This window comes from Telluria sp. ZT3P25 (genome assembly GCF_059685895.1).
Genome location: NZ_JCASIJ010000002.1, coordinates 749,997 through 766,524, shown reverse-complemented (window position 1 = coordinate 766,524; position 16,528 = coordinate 749,997). Strand labels below are relative to the sequence as shown.

Below are 16,528 nucleotides of genomic sequence, written 5' to 3'. Positions count from 1 at the left end.
GGTCAAGCCGCCGGGTTGACGACGATGCGGATCGCCAGATCCTGGATATCGCCCGACGCGGCGCGCTCGGCCTGGATCAGGCGCGGCACCGGTGCAGCCGCAGCAGCACCGGACACTGCGTCACCAGCCCCGGCCGCCTGCCAGTCGACGAAGCGCAGGCGCCAGCCATCCTTTGTCGTCACGCTATTGCTGGCCGGCGAAGCGCGAAAACGCTGCCCCTGTGCATCGACTGCATAACCCTGCAGCCAGTCGCGCAAGCCCGACACGGGCAGCGGCCAGCCGAGGGTCTGCTGGGTCAGGCTATCGATGTCGGCTGCCGTGCGCGGCGCCTGGCCGGCCTGCGTGAGCGTGGCCGCGCCTGGCGTGACATTGATCGCAGCAACCGTCTGGCCCAGCGGCGACATCAGGGTGACATCGATCGTGCCCGGACGCTGCTCCCAGTTGAAACTGCCGCTGATCGACTCTGCCCGGCCATCCTTCTGATAGTTCACCGACAGGCGCCCTGCCAGGTCGATCGTTTCGCGATACGCGCCGACCGTGGCGGTGGACAGGTTGGCGGTACTTGTCGCGCAACCGGTCAGGACCGTTGCGGCAAGGGCGAGGATGGCAAGGCGTCGGGTAAGCAGCATCATGGGGCAGCAAAACAATTGAACAGGGGTGGATTATTTCACAAGGACAGGCCAAGGCGGGTCAGCGTCTCGCGCAGGGCCTCGTTCTGCGGGTCCTTGGCGCGGGCGTCGCGCCAGAGTGCCTGGGCAGCCGACTTATCGCCCTTCTGCCACAGCACTTCACCCAGATGAATGCCTATCTCGGCGTCCTTGCGCACGCCATACGCGCGGCGCAGGAACTTTTCGGCTTCGTTCAGGTTGCCCATGCGGTAGTGAATCCAGCCCATGCTGTCCATGATGAAGGGATCGTCCGGCGCCATCTCGAGCGCCTTCGCGATGAGGCCGTAGGCTTCCTGCAGGCGCACATTGCGTTCAGCCAGCGAGTAGCCGAGCGCATTGTAGGCATGGTGATTGTCGGGCGCCTGCGCCATCACTTCGCGCAACTGCGCCTCCATCACATCGACCTTGCCCAGCTTTTCGGCCAGCAGTGCGAAGTCGTACAGCAGATCCGGATTTTTCGGGAAGCGTTGCGCTGCCGCTTCCATCACCGCATACGCTTGGGGCAACTGATTGGCCTGACGCAGCAATTGCGCATCGGCCGCCATCAACTGGGCCTGGCGCTCCGGCTCGGTCGGCTTGACCTCGGCCAGCAGCGCACGCGCAGCAGCCAGGTCGCCGCCCTTGCCCGTCAAATGCGCGCGGCGCAATTGGGCGTTGAAGCGGGTTTGCTCATCGGTGTTCTCCGGCACCTTGTTCAGCCACAGCAGCGCGCCGGCCAGGTCGCCCCGCTCTTCGGCCAGCTGCGACAGGATCAGGAGCGCGCGCGACGGGTCGCGTTCGTCGTTCGGATTGCGGCCAAGCACATCCACGAAGCGCGTGAAATAGGTCTCGGCGCCGGGCGCATCGTCCGTTTGTGTGGCCAGGATGCCCAGCGCATACAGCGTCGCGGCATTGTCGGGCTGCACCTTGAGCAGAGACTCGAACTCGCGCCGCGCCGCCGGATAATCCTTGCGGTTGACCAGCACGCGGGCGTAGGCGGCGCGCACATCGTTCGCCTTTGGATAGGTCTTGAGGAATTTCTCCATCATGGCCGCCACCTGCGCCTCGTCATCGGTGACCTGCGCCAGCATCAACAGCGCGATCTCGGCGTCGGGCTTGGCAGCCAGCGCCGACTGGGCGTAAGTGCGCGCCAGCGCCTTGTCGCCGCGCACCAGTGCGATCTGCGCGCGCACGATGCGCGCTTCCATCATCTTGTCGTAGGGCTCGATCAGGCGCTCGAGCATGGCAAGCGCGGCGTCCTTGTCCTTGGCCCGGCCCAGCAACTGCTGGACCTGGAACATCAGGATGCCGCGCCGGGCGGCCGGCGCTTCGCGCAGGCGCTCCTCGAACACGGGCTCGAGCTCGGCGATCTTTTCGGACGTAACCACCATGCCGACGAAATACTGGGTCGCTTCATCCGACTCGGGATCGAGCCGGTACCACAAACGCACCGCGGCGAGCGTGTCGTCGGCCTGCTTGGCGGCGACGGCCATCTCGGCAGCGCGCCGGGCCAGGCGCGGATCGCGCGTCTGCTGGGCCAGGCTCAGCACCGTAAGGTACGGGCCTTGCCAGTCGCCATTGCGAAATGCAAATTCGGCCTTAAGTAACTGGTCGAGCATGACCGGGGTCATTTCGACCTTCGGCAGGCGGGCTTCTTCCTCGGCTTTTTGCCTGGCGGCCTGCGCTTCGTCATCGAGCAAGGGCTCGGCGGCGGGCGTGGCCGCGGCCTGGACATCGGCGGCGACGGAGTGCTGTTGCGGTACGACAGCACATGCAGTCAACAGACCGGAGAGGGTTACAATGGCGAAAGCGTTTTTCAAAGCAAGTCCAGAAGTCCAAAGTGAGTTTGATTCTACGCTCATGCGCAGACCTGCCGCGCATGTGCTGCGCTGTCAACTGACTCTACACGAATCCCCTTAGGCATGCCTGAACTCCCAGAAGTCGAAGTTACCCGGCGCGGCGTCGCGCCCCATCTCGAAGGCCGTATCGTCGAGCACGTCATTTGCCGTCGCGAAGGGTTGCGCTGGCCCTTCCCGCCCGGCCTGTCCGCGTTGCTGGAAGGCCGCCGCATCCTGGCTATCGGGCGGCGCGGCAAATATCTTTTGATCAATTTTGAGCACGGCACCCTGATCATCCACCTCGGCATGTCGGGCCACCTGCGCGTGCTGCCTCCGGGCATCGAGCCGCGCACGCACGACCACTTCGATCTGGTCGTGGACGGCCCCGAGGGCCGGCAAGTGCTGCGCCTGAATGACCCGCGCCGCTTCGGCGCCGTGCTGTGGCATGCCAACGAAGACGGACCGCTGGCCGAGCACGTGCTGCTGCGCGGCCTGGGCGTGGAGCCGCTGGCCGACGGCTTCGACGGCGCCCTGCTGTTTCGCGAAACCCGCCGCCGCAGCGCCCCGATCAAGCAGGTGCTGCTGGCTGGCGACATCGTTGTTGGCGTGGGCAATATCTACGCGTGCGAAAGCCTGTTCCGGGCCGGCATCAACCCGAAAACGGCGGCTTCGCGCATCAGCCGCGCGCGCTACGACCGGCTGGCCGACGCGATCCGCGTCATTCTGGCCGAAGCGATCGTCCAGGGCGGCAGCACGCTGCGTGACTTTATTGCTGTAAATGGCCAGTCTGGATATTTCCAGCAGACATATTTCGTCTATGATCGTGCAGGCGTGCCCTGCCGCCAATGCGCGCTGCCGGTACGCCAGATCAAGCAAGGGCAACGTTCGACGTTCTACTGCGCCCAGTGCCAGCGCTAGTCATCCCTACGAGCAAACACGATGCAGGATTTACAACAGTACGGCGCCTGGCGCGCCCGGGTCGCCGCCTCCCTCACCGGCTACGGCAGCGCACTGCGCGACGCCGGGCTGATCGATGCGGCCGGCGAGCAGCTGCTGGCGCACGCACTGGGCCGCCTGCGTGACGACCGCCTGTCGGTGGCCTTCGTGGCCGAATTCTCGCGCGGTAAAACTGAGCTGATCAACGCACTGTTCTTTGCCGACTACGGCCAGCGCATCCTGCCATCCAGCGCCGGCCGCACCACCATGTGTCCGACCGAACTGCTGTGGGATGCGAGCCTGCCGCCCTGCCTGCGCCTGCTGCCGATCGACACGCGCGCCGGCCACCTGTCCACCGGCGACTACCGCGACGATCCTGCCGCCTGGACCGTGTTCCCGCTCGATCTCGATTCGCCGGCGGCCATGCACGACACGCTGCGCCAGGTCAGCCAGACGCGACGCGTCTCGACCGTCGAAGCGCAGCGCTACGGCCTGTACGATGCCGACGATCCCGACCTGGCGGCCAGCCTCGACCCCGACGGCACGATCGAGATCCCGCGCTGGCGCCACGCGATCATCAACCTGCCGCACCCGCTACTCAAGCAGGGCCTGGTGATTCTCGATACGCCGGGCCTGAACGCCATCGGCACCGAGCCCGAACTGACCCTGAACCTGATCCCGAACGCGCACGCAGTGCTGTTCGTGCTGGCCGCCGAGACGGGCGTGACCAAGAGCGACATCGAAGTCTGGCGCACGCACATCGGCGCCGGGCCGGGGCGCCTGGCCGTGCTCAACAAGATCGACGCCATGTGGGACGAGCTCAAGTCGCCAGAAGCGGTGGACGCCGACATCGCGCGCCAGCAGCACGACGTGGCGCGCCAGCTGGGCCTCTCGGCCAGCCAGGTGTATCCGGTGTCGGCGCACAAGGCGCTGGTCGGGCGCATCGGTGGCGACATGGCTCTGTTCGAGCGCAGCCGTCTGGGCGAGCTCGAAGCGGCGCTGTTCCATGAACTGATTCCGGCGCGGCGCGCGATCGTCGAGCGCCAGCTGCACACCGATCTCGAGGCGCTGGTGGCCAGCCAGCAGATGCTGGTGGCCACGCGCCTGCGCGAGCTGGTCGAGCAATTGCAGGAACTGCGCAGCCTGCGCGGCAAGAATCAGGGCGTGATCGCGCACACGGTGCGCCGGGTCGAGGCCGAGAAGAAGGAATTCGACGCCGGCCTGTTCAAGCTGCAGGGCACGCGCGCCGTGTTCACGCGCCTGTCGACCGAGCTGTACACACTGCTGGGCATGGACGTGCTGCAGGACCGGACCGACACCGTGCGCGTGGCAATGAGCGCAGTGCGCTTTGCGACCGGCATGCGCGCGCCGGTACGCAACTACTTCGACGGCGCCCGCGCCGGCCTGGCCGAGGCAGACGCCAAGCTCACCGAAATCACGTCGATGATGGACGCCATGCACCGCAAGTTCGCCGCCGAGCATGGCATGAGCCTGGGCCTGCCGCCGACCCTGTCGCTGGCGCGCCACCGCGACGAGATCGACGCCATCGAAGAACTCTTTTCGCGCCAGTTCGGCACCGCCACGTTGTGGATGAATAGCCGCGCCACGCTGCTCGAGCGCTTCTTCGATTCGATCGCTTCACGCGTGCGCCGTGTGTACCGCGCTGCCAACGCCGATATCGAAGCCTGGCTGAAAGTGGCCAACGCGCCGCTCGAAGCGCAGATCCGCCAGCACCGCGACAACCTGCGCCAGCGCCAGGCAACGGTGAAACGCATCCACGAAGCCAGCGACAGCCTGGAACAGAAAATCGGTGCCTTCGAGAGCGGCCAGGCCGAACTCGACATCACGCGCACGCGTCTTGGTTCGCTGGCCGCCGGCGTGACCGCGACCTTGTCCGACAACCTACCTAACTCTGCAACGGCCATCAGCGCCGAAGCCCACTACACGACTGCATGAAGCGACTGACCGAGTTTGACCAGCTGGCCGATCCGACCTTTTCCCGGGCCGTGATCGACTGGCAGCGCAGCCATGGCCGCCACACCCTGCCATGGCAAAACACCACCGACGCCTACCGCGTGTGGCTGTCCGAAATCATGCTGCAGCAGACGCAGGTCGCGGCGGTGCTGGGCTACTACGCCCGCTTCCTGGAACGCTTCCCGACCGTGCACGCCTTGGCCGAAGCCCCGGCGGAGGACGTGATGGCCCACTGGAGCGGCCTGGGTTACTACACCCGCGCGCGCAACCTGCACGCCTGCGCCAAACGCGTCGTGGCAGATTACGACGGCGTGTTCCCGAGCGACCCGGCACTGCTGGCCGACCTGCCCGGCATCGGCCGCTCGACCGCCGCTGCTATTGCCGCCTTCTCGGGCGGCGTGCGCGCCGCGATCATGGACGGCAACGTCAAGCGCGTCTTCGCGCGTCTGTTCGGGATCGACGCCTACCCCGGTATCAAGCCGGTCGAGGATGCACTGTGGCGCCGCGCCGAAGCGCTGCTGCCGGAAGATGGCGGCATCGAGTCGTACACGCAGGGCCTGATGGACCTGGGCGCCACGCTGTGCACACGCTCTCGCCCCGACTGCGGCCGCTGCCCGCTGCAAGCGCGCTGCGTGGCCTTCGCCACCGGCCGCACGGCAGAACTGCCGGTGCGCAAACCGAAGAAGACGACGCCCGAAAAACGCACCGCGATGCTGGTGCTGATCGACCGCGGCGAAGTGCTGCTCGAACAGCGCCCGCAAACGGGCATCTGGGGCGGCCTCTTGTCGCTGCCGGAAGTGGGCGGCCATGTGGCGATGGACGGCGACGCCGATCCCGTCTGCACAGCGGACATCGCCGCGGCCAGCAGCGCGTTCGGCACGATTGACGAAGTGCGCGCGCTCACGCCGTTGATGCACGGGTTCACGCACTACAAGCTGCACATCGCGCCGTTCGCGGTGACGCTGGCCACGCGTGGCGAGCATGGCGCCGGGCATGTGTGGTGGAAGCTCGACGCGATTGGTGAGGCGCCGTTGCCGGCACCGGTCAAGAAGTTGTTGCTGGATCTGTCGCAGCCAAGCCTGTTCAGCCAGTAAACCCATTGGTCGTAGGGTGGGCGGCTATGCCGCCCACGCGTTCAAACCGACTTCGCTCTGTGGGATGCGAAGCCGAGTTGAACGCGCAGCCCTAAAAGTGATCGAGCGAGAAAATGCGACGGTGTTCGCGGATCGCGTAGCGATCGGTCATCCCCGCGATGTAGTCGGCGATCTTGCGCGCCTGCTTGTGCGGATCGCCCTGCACCTGGTAGTCGCCCGGCAGCAGCACGGGATCGGCCAGAAACGCCTCGAACAACTCGCGCACGATGCGGCTGGCTTTCACGCGCATGCGGTTGACCTGGAAGTGGCGGTACAGGTTCGCATACAAAAAACGCTTGAGTGCCACGGTCTCGGCGCGCATCGCGTCCGAGAAGCGGATCAGCGGCGGCGCGGCGCGCACGTCGTCGATGGTCGCCGGCGCCGCCTCGGCGATCAGGCGCGCCGAGGTGTCGACCAGGTCGGCCGTCATCGCGGTGATCATCAGGCGGATCGTTTCGTACAGCGCGCGCCGGCCCGGCAGGCCCGGATAGCGCGCCTCGACCTCGCGATGCAGGCGCGCGAACAGCTCGACTTCTTCCATCTGCGCCATCGTGAGCAGGCCCGAACGCAGGCCGTCGTCGATGTCGTGGTTGTTGTACGCGATCTCGTCGGCCAGGTTGGTCAACTGGGCTTCCAGACTAGGCTGGCTGCGCTCGATGAAGCGCTGGCCCAGGTCACCCAGCTGGCGCGCATTGTTCAGAGAGCAGTGCTTGAGGATGCCCTCGCGCGTCTCGAAGGTCAGGTTCAGGCCATCGAAGGCGCCGTAGTGTTCCTCGAGATGGTCGACCACGCGCAGGCTTTGCAGATTGTGCTCGAAGCCGCCGAAGTCCTTCATGCATTCGTTGAGCACATCCTGGCCCACGTGGCCGAACGGCGTGTGGCCAAGATCATGCGCCAACGCCGTGGCTTCGACCAGGTCTTCGTTCAGGCGCAGGCTGCGCGCCAGCGTGCGGCCGATCTGGGCCACTTCGATGCTGTGCGTCAGGCGCGTGCGAAACAGGTCGCCTTCATGGTTGATGAAGACCTGCGTCTTGTACTCAAGGCGGCGAAACGCGGTGGAATGGATAATGCGGTCGCGGTCACGCTGGTACTCGCTGCGCGAACCGGGGCCCGGCTCGGCATGCGTGCGCCCTCGCGACTGGGCCGAGTGCGCCGCATACGGGGCGAGACCCGCGTCGAAGTCACGCATCAGGCTACTCATCCGCTGCAGGCCGCGAGCGTCGAGCGCAGCACGTCCAGCGGCGCGGTCGTGATAGACGGGCTGCCCAGTGGTTTGAGCAAAATAAAGCGGATTTCGCCGCCCTCGTTCTTCTTGTCGACTTCCATCAGCTCGATCCAGCGCGCTTCGCCCAGATTCGGCGCCACGGCCGGCAGGCCGGCGGCGCGCACCAGCGCGCGCACGCGCTCCACGGCGGCCGGCTCGATCAGGCCCAGGCGCGCCGACATGTCGGCGGCCATCACCATGCCGCAGCCGACCGCTTCGCCGTGCAGCCAGGCGCCGTAGCCGAGGCCATTCTCGATCGCGTGGCCGAAGGTATGGCCGAAGTTGAGCACCGCGCGCAGGCCGCCTTCGCGCTCGTCCTTGCGCACGACGTCGGATTTGATTTCGCACGAACGGGCGATCGCGTAGCCGATGGCGTGACGGTCGCGCGCGATCAGCGGCTCGATGTTCGCTTCGATCCAGTCGAAGAAATCGGCGTCGAGGATCGCGCCATGCTTGATCACTTCGGCCAGACCCGCCGACAGCTCGCGCGCCGGCAGCGTCGCCAGCGTTGCGGTGTCGGCGATCACGGCGCGCGGCTGGTAGAACGCGCCGATCATGTTCTTGCCCAGCGGGTGATTGATGCCGGTCTTGCCGCCCACCGACGAATCGACCTGCGCCAAGAGCGTGGTCGGGATCTGCACGAACGGAACGCCGCGCATGTAGCTCGACGCGGCAAAGCCGGTCAGGTCGCCGATCACGCCGCCGCCCAGCGCCACCAGCGTGGTCTTGCGGTCACATTTGTGCTGCAGCAGCGCGTCGTAGACGAGGTTCAGCGACTGCCAGTTCTTGTGCTCTTCGCCGTCCGGCAGAATAATTTCGAGCACGTCGCGGCCCGCCGCGCGCAGGTGGCCCGCGACCTTGTCGAGGTACAGCGGGGCAACCGTGGTGTTGGTGACGATCGCGACCTTGTGGCCGCCGATGTGGCGCGCGAGCAGCGCGGCGTCGTCCAGCAAGCCGGCGCCGATCTCGATCGGGTAGCTGCGCTCGCCGAGTTCGACGTTGAGTGTGATGTGTGCCTGTTCGTTCATTGCTGTCCTTGCATGCTTGCGCGCGCGGGCATTTTCCTGCGCGGCCAGCTGGTCCAATATGGTTTGAACCATCGATTGTACGTTAGGCCTGCCGGTGTCGATGACGAGGTCGGCGATCTCGCGATACAGCGGATCGCGTTCGGTCCAGAGTTGCTCGAGTTTGCCGCGCGGGTCGGCGGTCTGCAGCAGCGGGCGGTTCTTGTCATGCGCGGTGCGCTGCAGGATGCTGCCGATCGACGCGCGCAGGTAGATCACGGTGCCGCGTTCGGCCAGCAGCGCGCGGCTGGCCGGATTGAGCACGGCGCCGCCGCCAGTGGCCAGCACCAGGCCCTGCTGCGCCGACAGGTCGCGGATCACATCGGCTTCGCGCCGGCGAAAGCAGGCTTCGCCCTCGATCTCGAAGATCCACGGAATGGTCGCGCCGGTGCGCGCTTCGATCTCGTGATCGGCGTCGACGAAGCGGCGATTGAGCTTGCGAGCAAGCAATCGACCGATCGTGGTCTTCCCTGCCCCCATCAGGCCAACAAGGAAGATATTGTTGTTCTTGGGATGTGGCACAACCAGACCCGTTGAGATGAAAAAGACGGCCAGTATAGACTGGCCGCCTCTCATTCCGCCAATTTTACGGGCAGGTGAAGTTCAGCGTGAACGGCAGCGAGCTGACGTCGCCGCGCGGGGTGGTGGTAGTCACGTTGAACGTGGCACGGCTTCCTGCCGTACATGGCTTGGCGCTGGTGGCGTTGAGCGTGACACGGTGCAACGAACCCTGCGGCCCTGTGCCGGCGCCGGCAAAGATGCTTGGCACCTTGGCCGGGCTGATTTCCACCAGTGCAGCATTGGCCAGGCCCGTGATCGCCACGGTTGAATCGGCCGGCAGCGGATTGCCGTTCAGGTCGGTCAACTGGAGCAGGAACACGACCGGGTCATTGGCACTCGCGTTGCCCAGGTCGCCGTTCGATGGCGTCGCGCTGCCATTGACGTAGGCTCGCGCCAGGGTTTCATCGCTGAACGTGATGGTGGTCCTGGCGAACTGGGTGTTGGTGCCGTCGGTCGTGCTGGCGCAGATCGTGGCCACGCCGGTACGGGTGGCGTCCGGACTGGAGCCCGTACCGCTATTGCATGGCGTGGCCGGGGTGCCTGGCGTTGCCACGCGGGGATTCTGGGTACGGAACGGTACCGAGCAACCGCCGTTGACGGTGTTGCAGCCGCCCGTGCTGGACGAGCCAATGGCGCCCAGATTGGTCTGGAACACGACCGGCGTGCCGTCGGCCACCGGATTGCCGAAGCCATCGGCCAGCAGCACCGTGACCACGGCGGCCGGGGTGGCAGTGCCGCTGTCGTAGGACCAGCCGTCCACGTTGCCCTGCGAGGCGGTCAGCGAGAACGCGCGCTGCACCGGCAGGCCGGTGGTCACGACGATGGAGTCCGAGGCGGTCGAGATGTCCGCCCGGCCGGCCGTTGCGGTGCCCGGCAATACGGCCTGCACACGGAACGTGGTCGGCGTGTCGAGCGAATTGACAGTGGTGATGACTTCGCCGTTCTGGTCGGTGCTGTCGGTGACCTTGTTCAGCTTGACGGCGCCGCTTGGCACCACGCTGAAGTTGACCTGCTTGCCGGCCAGCGGACGGTTGAATACGTCGAACACGCGGAAGCGCAGCGTCGCCGTCTCGGTGCGGTTGATGCCGCCCTGGCCGCGAATCACGATCGATTTATCGGTCGGAATCGCTTCGACGAATTGCACCGACGACGCGCTCGGCGCGGCGATCGCCAGCGAGCCGGTGACCGCCGTGGCAACGCCGTCGGCAGTGGCGGTAATCACGTCATTGTTGCCGCAACCCTGATCGCGGTAGACCGCCTGGACGGTACCGTTATTATTGGTCGTTGCGGTGGCGGCCAGGGTCGCCTTGCCGGCGGTGACGCAGGCCGAGCTGAAGTTGACCGTGACCTGTTGCGCCGTGTACTTGGCGCCGTTGGCCAGCAGGTCGACCGAGACCACGCTCGAACCATAGGCATCGATGCTGGCCGGTGACAGTGTCAGTGCGCTGAAGGTCAGTGGGGTCGCGACGATCGAATAGTTCGCCTCACCGGTGATGGCGGCGCCGGCCACGCTCGTGGTAGCGCTGACCTTGCCGGCGCCGCTGGCAGCCAGGCTGGCCGCGCGCAGGGTGATGCTGGCAGTGCCGGTGGCATCGGTCAGTGCGGTGCCGGCGCCCGGGGTAAATGCACCCAGCGCCGCATCCGTGGTGAACGTGACCAGCGCATTCGGCAATGGCTTCTTGTTCGCGTCGAGGACCACGGCGCGCACCGTCAGCGGCGTCGCGCCGCTCAGCGAATTGCCATTGGCAAAGCTCACGCCGACGGTGGGCGTGGCCGGCGTGGCCGGCGTTCCCGGCGTGCTGCCGGTGCCAGTCCCCCCGGTGGTGCCCGGGCTGCCGCCGCCGCCGCCGCACGCACTGAGGGTTGCAGCCAGGAGCAGCGCCAGGCTGCCATAGGTGATTTTCTGGTTTGTCATTTCAGTTCGTTGTTGTTATATCGGTCGTTGATGAAACAAGAATCAGCGTGCGCCTGCCACGTTGTCGTTCACGATCTTCGGGGTGATGAAGACCAGCAGTTCGGTCTTGCTGCTTTCACGTGCAGTGGTCTTGAACAGGTAACCCAGCAGCGGCACGTCGCCCAGGAACGGTACCTTGCTCTCGTTGGTGCGCTCGGTCTGCTGGTAGATCCCGCCCAGCACCACGGTGCCGCCGTTTTCGACCATCACCTTGGTCTTGACGTGCTGGGTATTGATGGCAAAGCCCGCGCGGGTGTCTTCGCCCTTCGAATCCTTGCTCACGTCCACTTCGAGCACCACATTGCCGTCCGGCGTGATCTGCGGCGTGACTTCCAGGCGCAGGTTGGCCTTCTTGAATTCGATCGCGGTGGCGCCGCTGCTGGTGCTGTTTTCGTAAGGCAGCTCGACGCCCTGCTCGATCAGCGCGACCTGCTTGTCTTCGGTGACCACGCGCGGGCTCGAGATGATCTTGCCCTTGCCGTCCGCTTCCAGCGCCGACAGTTCCAGGTTCAGGAAGCGGTTGGCCGCCGACGAGAACAGCGAGAACGCCAGCGACGAAGCCGGAATGCCGCCGATGCCGGCCGCCGGCAGGTTGACCATCGTGGTGTTGTTGAAGCTGTCGGCGCTGTTGGTCACCTGACCGGTGGTCTGGCCCACGCCGACCAGGTTGCCGCCGATGGCGACGCGTTCGTTGCCATTGACCTGCCAGCCCGAATCGCCGCCGCGCATCGTGCGCATGTCGGCAAAGCCCAGCTTGGCGCCGAGGTTGCGCGAGAAGCCGTCATTGGCTTCCACCAGGCGCGCTTCGATCAGGACCTGCTTCGAAGCGACGTCGGTTTTCTGGATCAGCTTGCGGATGTCTTCGATCTTCGACGCGATATCGGTCACGAACAGCTGGTTGGTGCGCGGATCGATGATCGCGCTGCCGCGCCGCGACAGCACGCGGTTGCGGCCCGTGTCGCCGGCAGCGCCAGTACTGGCGCCGCCCTGGTCCAGGCCGAACACGTTGCGGAACGATTCGGCTTTCTGGTAGTTGAGCTGGAAGATCTCGGAGCGCAGCGGCTCGAGTTCGGCGATCTGGGCGCGCTGCTCGAGTTCGAGCTTTTCCTTGGTCAGCAGTTCTTCCTTCGGCGCGATCCACAGCACGGTGCCGTTCTTGCGCATGTCCAGGCCCTTGGCGGTCAGGATCACGTCCAGTGCCTGGTCCCATGGCACGTCCTTCAGGCGCAGCGTCAGGAAGCCCGCCACCGAATCGCTGGCGATGATGTTCAGGCCCGAGATGTCGGCCACGGCCTGCAGTGCGGCGCGCACTTCGACGTTCTGGAAATCGAACGAGAGTTTTTCGCCGCGGTAGCCCTGCGGGTTGTTGCTCGAACCGGGGCTGTTGCGGTTCGGGTCTTCCACGACCGGGCGCACTTCGACCACCAGTTGCGAGTCGCTCTGGAAGACCGACTGCTCCCAGGCGCCCTGCGCCTCGATCGTCATGCGCACGTTGTCGCCCTGGGCGCTGGTGGCCACGCGCGTGACGGGCGTGCCGAAATCGGTCACATCCAGGCGGCGGCGCAGCGATTCGGGCAGGCGCGCGCCGATGAAATCGACCGTCACACCGGTGCCGGTCTGGCGCACATCGACGGCGACCTGGTTGTTCGGCAGGTCGACCACGACGCGCCCGGCCCCGTTGGCGCCGCGCTTGAAGTCGAGGTCGCGCAGTTGCGGCCGCGCCGCCAGCGCCGAAGCCACCGGTGCGGCCGGTGCTGCGACCGGCAGGCCGCTGGCATTGACCGCGCGCGCCACGCCGCCCGTGCCTTCGACCGTCACGATGATCGATTTGCCGTCGATGGCCGTTGCGTAGTTCAGCGCGCGCGCCAGGTTGACCACCATGCGGGTGCGCTCGCCGGCCTGCACCAGGTTCAGGCTGCGCACATCGCCCAGGTTCAGCTCCTGCATGTTCTTGCCGGTGGCGTTCGCGGTGGCGCCGAAGTCGAGCGCGATGCGAGCCGGGTTGGTAATGGCAAAACCGATCGGCGCGCGGGTTGGCACATCGCGCATGGTCACATTGATGACCACGTTGCTGCCTTGCTGGCTGGCCGTGATCGATTCGATCGCATTGCCCTGGGCCAGGGCGGCGCCGGCGCACGTCAACAGCACGAGTGCGGTGGCAGCGCGCGCCAGCCAGGCCGGCATGGCGAAGCGAATCTGGACGTTGGGGGTCATTTACTGCTCTCCTGGTTGTGCTGCAGCTCGATGTTGGCTAGTCGTTCCACCCAATCGCCGGTGGCGTCCTGCACCGATTCCCTGATTTCGATTGCCTCGTCACTCACGCGGGTGACGCGGCCATAGTTCTGTCCCATTCGCTGGCCAGGCCGGACGCGGTACAGCGCCCGGTCGATCTGTACCAGCGCGTAGCTCACGCCGCCTTTTTTCATCGTGCCGACCATCCGCATCGTGTCGAGCGGGAAGTTCTCGAGCGGCTCTTTGGGTCGGGTCAGGTCAGGCTGGTTGGCGTTGGGGCTCGATTGCGCCATGCGCGCCAGTTCGCCCAGCAACTTGGTCTGGTCGAACGGGTCGAGCGCGCCACCCGGCAGGTACGCGTGCGGCTGGAACGTCTTCGGTTCCGGCAGCGGCTTGACCTTCGAGACGGTGCGGCCCTCGACGTCTTTCATCCAGGCGCGGGTTTCGCCGACGCCGCCATCGCCGCAACCGGCCAGCAAGGCTGCCATGGCGAGCAGCGTAATCACGTGAGCTCGTATCATCACTTGCCTTTACCCTTGCCTTTGGCGGCTTTCTTTTCGGCCGCGCGCGCGGCGCGCTGGGCGATGAGTTCTTCCTGGTCGAGATAGCGGAAGGTCTTGGCAATCGCCTCCATCTCGAGGTTGCCTTCCTTGACGCTCACCAGCGACAGGTTATTGAGCGTGACGATGCGCGGCAGGTTCGCCATGTCGGCGGCAAACGCACCCATGTCGTGGTACTGCCCGCTCACCTTGATACTGATCGGCAGCTCGGCGTAGTAGTCGCGCACCACTTCCTGGCCCGGCTTGAACAGCTCGAACTGCAGGCCGCGGCCCACGCCGGCCTGGTTGATGTCCGACAGCAGCGCGGCCATTTCCGACTTGCTCGGCAACTGCTTTTCCAGGCGCACCACGTACTGGTCGACCTGCGCCTTCTGCGCCTTGAGTGCTTCCAGGTTGATCGCCTGCGCCATCTTGGTTTCGTACTCGCCGCGCAGCCGCACTTCTTCCTGCGCCAGCGTTTCCTGCTCGGCGAACTGGTCGCTCCAGTAGAAGTAGTAACCCAGGCCGACCACCAGCGCCACCACGCCGGCCGCGCACAACAGGCGCGGTGCCAGCGGCCACTGGCCCGGCTGGCGGCCCTGCAGGTCCTCGAATTGCGCCGCGAGCTGGGCGAACTGCGCCTTGATATCGATGTTCATGATTTCCCCGACGCGCCAGGTTTGGCGGTGGCGCCGTCCTCCGGCGCATCGCTGTTGCGGGCGCGCTTGATCGACACGGCCAGCGTGAATTCGACCACCTTGCGCGCGCTCTTGCTCTGGGTGACGGTGGCAGCGCGCACCTCGGTCAGGTCAGGCTTTTCCAGCCACGCCGACTGGCTCGACAGATTGCGCAGCAGCTCGGCGACCCGTTCCTGCGACTGGGCGGTGCCGGTCAGGATCACGCGCTGGCCATCCTGCTTGACGGTCTTGAGGTGCACGCCGTCGGGCGTCTGGCGCACCAGTTCGTCGAGCAGGTAGACCGGCTGGTTGCGGTCGCCCTGCAGATCTTCGACCGCCTGCTGGCGTGCTTGCAGCGCGGCGATTTCTTCCTTCAGCGTCGTGATCTCGCCGATTTTCTTGTCGAGATCCGCGCTGGCCTGCTTGAGCACCTCGTTGCGTTCGTTCTGGACCGAAATCTGGCTGGCGTTGTAGCCGCCCACCAGCAGCACGATGCCGGCGCCGACCAGGCCGCCAAGCGCCATCAGCGCCACGAACGCCGATTGCTTCTGCTTGCGTTTTGCCTCGCGGTGAGGCAACAGGTTAATGCGGATCATCAGCCAAACCTCCGCAGCGCCAGGCCACACGCGACCAGGTAGGCCGGCGCTTCCTGGCGCAGCTGGTGCTCACGCACGCCGGGGCCGAACGCCATATTGTCGAACGGCGAGGCCAGGCTGGTGGCGATGCGGGTGCGGCCGGTCACGATTTCCATGATGCCCGGCAGCAGCGCGCAGCCGCCGGCCAGGTAGATGCGGTCGATCCGGGTGTACGGCGTCGACGTGTAGAAGAACTGGATCGCGCGCGTGACTTCCAGCGCCGCGTTTTCCAGAAATGGCGCGAGCAGATCGGCGCGGTAGTTTTCCGGCAGGTCGCCTGCCTTCTTGCGCGTTTCGGCTTCTTCGAATGCCATGCCGTAGGCGCGCACGATGTCCTGCGTGAGCGTGTTGCCGCCGAACGGCTGTTCGCGCTCGTAGACTGCTTCGCCATTGAACAGCACCGACACGTGGGTGGCCTGGGCACCGATCTGGAACAGTGCCACGATCTGGTCGCGCATCAGGCCAGCGGCGTTTTCCAGTGCACTGCGCGCGGCGTACGATTCGATGTCCATCACGGTGGCCAGCAAGCCTGCACCTTCGGCGATGGCGATGCGGTCTTCGACTTTTTCGCGGCGGGCAGCGGCCAGCATCACTTCCATGTCGTCCGGCGAATTGGGCGCCGGGCCGATCACGTCGAAGTCGAGGCTGACTTCATCGAGGGCGAACGGGATGTACTGGCTGGCTTCGGACTCGACCTGCACTTCGAGCTGGTCTTCCGACAAACCGGCCGGCAGGATGATTTTCTTGGTGATCACAGCCGCCGGCGGCATGCCCAGCGCGACGTGCTTGGCGCGCGTGCCGCTCTTTTTCCAGACCCGGCGCACGGCGTCGGCGACCTGGTCCATGTTTTCGATATTGCCATCGACCACGGCGCCGCGTGGCAGCGATTCGGTCGCGTAGCGCTCGAGACGCACGAGTCCCTTGCCGGCGTCGGCCAGCTCGACCAGGCGAACGCCGGACGTGCTGATATCGAGCCCGATCATTGGCGGACTCGACTTTCCAAACAAGGAACCCAGATTGATCACCAAAACACTCCTTGACACCGATTGGGGCAGAATCTGGCTGTAGACGCCC

13 protein-coding genes are annotated in these 16,528 nt (G+C 65.9%); 3 read left to right on the top strand and 10 right to left on the bottom strand.

Annotated features, from left to right (window positions below):
* Positions 1-2: 2 nt before the first annotated feature.
* Both lolB and AC56LY_RS22020 read right to left on the bottom strand, forming a co-directional pair.
* Complete coding sequence (lolB, locus tag AC56LY_RS22025; protein WP_499583468.1) at positions 3-629, bottom strand: lipoprotein insertase outer membrane protein LolB; 627 nt, start codon at positions 627-629, stop codon at positions 3-5.
* Positions 630-667: 38 nt separating this feature from the next.
* A complete protein-coding gene (locus AC56LY_RS22020) occupies positions 668-2,467 on the bottom strand; it encodes a tetratricopeptide repeat protein (RefSeq protein WP_499583161.1) in 1,800 nt (599 codons plus the stop codon).
* Positions 2,468-2,569: 102 nt separating this feature from the next.
* On the opposite strand from AC56LY_RS22020, the gene mutM reads away from it, so the two are divergent.
* Genes mutM through mutY form a run of 3 tightly spaced genes read left to right on the top strand, consistent with a single transcriptional unit; the run spans position 2,570 to position 6,489 of the window.
* On the top strand, positions 2,570-3,403 hold the full coding sequence (mutM, locus tag AC56LY_RS22015; protein ID WP_499583159.1) for a bifunctional DNA-formamidopyrimidine glycosylase/DNA-(apurinic or apyrimidinic site) lyase: 834 nt from the start codon (positions 2,570-2,572) through the stop codon (positions 3,401-3,403).
* A gap of 21 nt (positions 3,404-3,424) precedes the next feature.
* Positions 3,425-5,377: a dynamin family protein gene (locus AC56LY_RS22010; RefSeq protein WP_499583157.1), complete on the top strand. Its 1,953-nt coding sequence runs from the start codon at positions 3,425-3,427 to the stop codon at positions 5,375-5,377.
* The gene (gene mutY / locus AC56LY_RS22005) at positions 5,374-6,489 is read left to right on the top strand and encodes an A/G-specific adenine glycosylase (RefSeq protein ID WP_499583155.1); all 1,116 of its coding nucleotides are present in this window, start codon (positions 5,374-5,376) and stop codon (positions 6,487-6,489) included. Before AC56LY_RS22010 ends, mutY begins: the two co-directional genes overlap by 4 nt.
* Before the next feature lie 91 nt (positions 6,490-6,580).
* Here the strand turns inward: mutY and AC56LY_RS22000 are convergent, their stop codons facing one another.
* The 8 genes from AC56LY_RS22000 to AC56LY_RS21965 all read right to left on the bottom strand — a co-directional run bounded on the left by AC56LY_RS22000 (position 6,581) and on the right by AC56LY_RS21965 (position 16,437).
* On the bottom strand, positions 6,581-7,717 hold the full coding sequence (locus AC56LY_RS22000) for a deoxyguanosinetriphosphate triphosphohydrolase (protein WP_499583153.1): 1,137 nt from the start codon (positions 7,715-7,717) through the stop codon (positions 6,581-6,583).
* Positions 7,718-7,725: 8 nt separating this feature from the next.
* The gene (gene aroKB / locus AC56LY_RS21995) at positions 7,726-9,336 is read right to left on the bottom strand and encodes a bifunctional shikimate kinase/3-dehydroquinate synthase AroKB (protein ID WP_499583467.1); all 1,611 of its coding nucleotides are present in this window, start codon (positions 9,334-9,336) and stop codon (positions 7,726-7,728) included.
* Between the two features lie 106 nt (positions 9,337-9,442).
* Entirely contained in the window at positions 9,443-11,332 is a 1,890-nt protein-coding gene (locus AC56LY_RS21990; protein WP_499583151.1) for an Ig-like domain-containing protein, read from the bottom strand.
* 42 nt (positions 11,333-11,374) lie between these two features.
* Positions 11,375-13,585 carry a type IV pilus secretin PilQ gene (locus AC56LY_RS21985; protein ID WP_499583149.1) on the bottom strand — a complete coding sequence of 737 codons (2,211 nt, stop codon included), beginning with the start codon at positions 13,583-13,585 and terminating at the stop codon, positions 11,375-11,377.
* The gene (locus tag AC56LY_RS21980) at positions 13,582-14,109 is read right to left on the bottom strand and encodes a pilus assembly protein PilP (protein ID WP_499583147.1); all 528 of its coding nucleotides are present in this window, start codon (positions 14,107-14,109) and stop codon (positions 13,582-13,584) included. The genes AC56LY_RS21985 and AC56LY_RS21980 overlap by 4 nt, the downstream gene beginning before the upstream one ends.
* Before the next feature lie 14 nt (positions 14,110-14,123).
* Positions 14,124-14,801, bottom strand: coding sequence for a type IV pilus inner membrane component PilO (locus AC56LY_RS21975; RefSeq protein WP_499583145.1), 678 nt, complete (start codon positions 14,799-14,801; stop codon positions 14,124-14,126).
* Positions 14,798-15,415, bottom strand: coding sequence for a PilN domain-containing protein (locus AC56LY_RS21970; protein WP_499583143.1), 618 nt, complete (start codon positions 15,413-15,415; stop codon positions 14,798-14,800). The genes AC56LY_RS21975 and AC56LY_RS21970 overlap by 4 nt, the downstream gene beginning before the upstream one ends.
* A complete protein-coding gene (locus tag AC56LY_RS21965; protein WP_499583141.1) occupies positions 15,415-16,437 on the bottom strand; it encodes a pilus assembly protein PilM in 1,023 nt (340 codons plus the stop codon). The genes AC56LY_RS21970 and AC56LY_RS21965 overlap by 1 nt, the downstream gene beginning before the upstream one ends.
* Between the last annotated feature and the right edge of the window lie 91 nt (positions 16,438-16,528).

What these genes read in the sequence shown, in the direction of transcription:
- aroKB (WP_499583467.1), bottom strand. Translation starts at nt 9,336, where the DNA reads ATGGGGGCAGGGAAGACCACGATCGGTCGATTGCTTGCTCGCAAGCTC.
- mutY (WP_499583155.1), top strand. Translation starts at nt 5,374, where the DNA reads ATGAAGCGACTGACCGAGTTTGACCAGCTGGCCGATCCGACCTTTTCC.
- lolB (WP_499583468.1), bottom strand. Translation starts at nt 629, where the DNA reads ATGCTGCTTACCCGACGCCTTGCCATCCTCGCCCTTGCCGCAACGGTC.
- AC56LY_RS21985 (WP_499583149.1), bottom strand. Translation starts at nt 13,585, where the DNA reads ATGACCCCCAACGTCCAGATTCGCTTCGCCATGCCGGCCTGGCTGGCG.
- AC56LY_RS22010 (WP_499583157.1), top strand. Translation starts at nt 3,425, where the DNA reads ATGCAGGATTTACAACAGTACGGCGCCTGGCGCGCCCGGGTCGCCGCC.
- AC56LY_RS21970 (WP_499583143.1), bottom strand. Translation starts at nt 15,415, where the DNA reads ATGATCCGCATTAACCTGTTGCCTCACCGCGAGGCAAAACGCAAGCAG.
- AC56LY_RS22000 (WP_499583153.1), bottom strand. Translation starts at nt 7,717, where the DNA reads ATGCGTGACTTCGACGCGGGTCTCGCCCCGTATGCGGCGCACTCGGCC.
- AC56LY_RS21990 (WP_499583151.1), bottom strand. Translation starts at nt 11,332, where the DNA reads ATGACAAACCAGAAAATCACCTATGGCAGCCTGGCGCTGCTCCTGGCT.
- AC56LY_RS21975 (WP_499583145.1), bottom strand. Translation starts at nt 14,801, where the DNA reads ATGAACATCGATATCAAGGCGCAGTTCGCCCAGCTCGCGGCGCAATTC.
- AC56LY_RS21965 (WP_499583141.1), bottom strand. Translation starts at nt 16,437, where the DNA reads ATGATCGGGCTCGATATCAGCACGTCCGGCGTTCGCCTGGTCGAGCTG.
- mutM (WP_499583159.1), top strand. Translation starts at nt 2,570, where the DNA reads ATGCCTGAACTCCCAGAAGTCGAAGTTACCCGGCGCGGCGTCGCGCCC.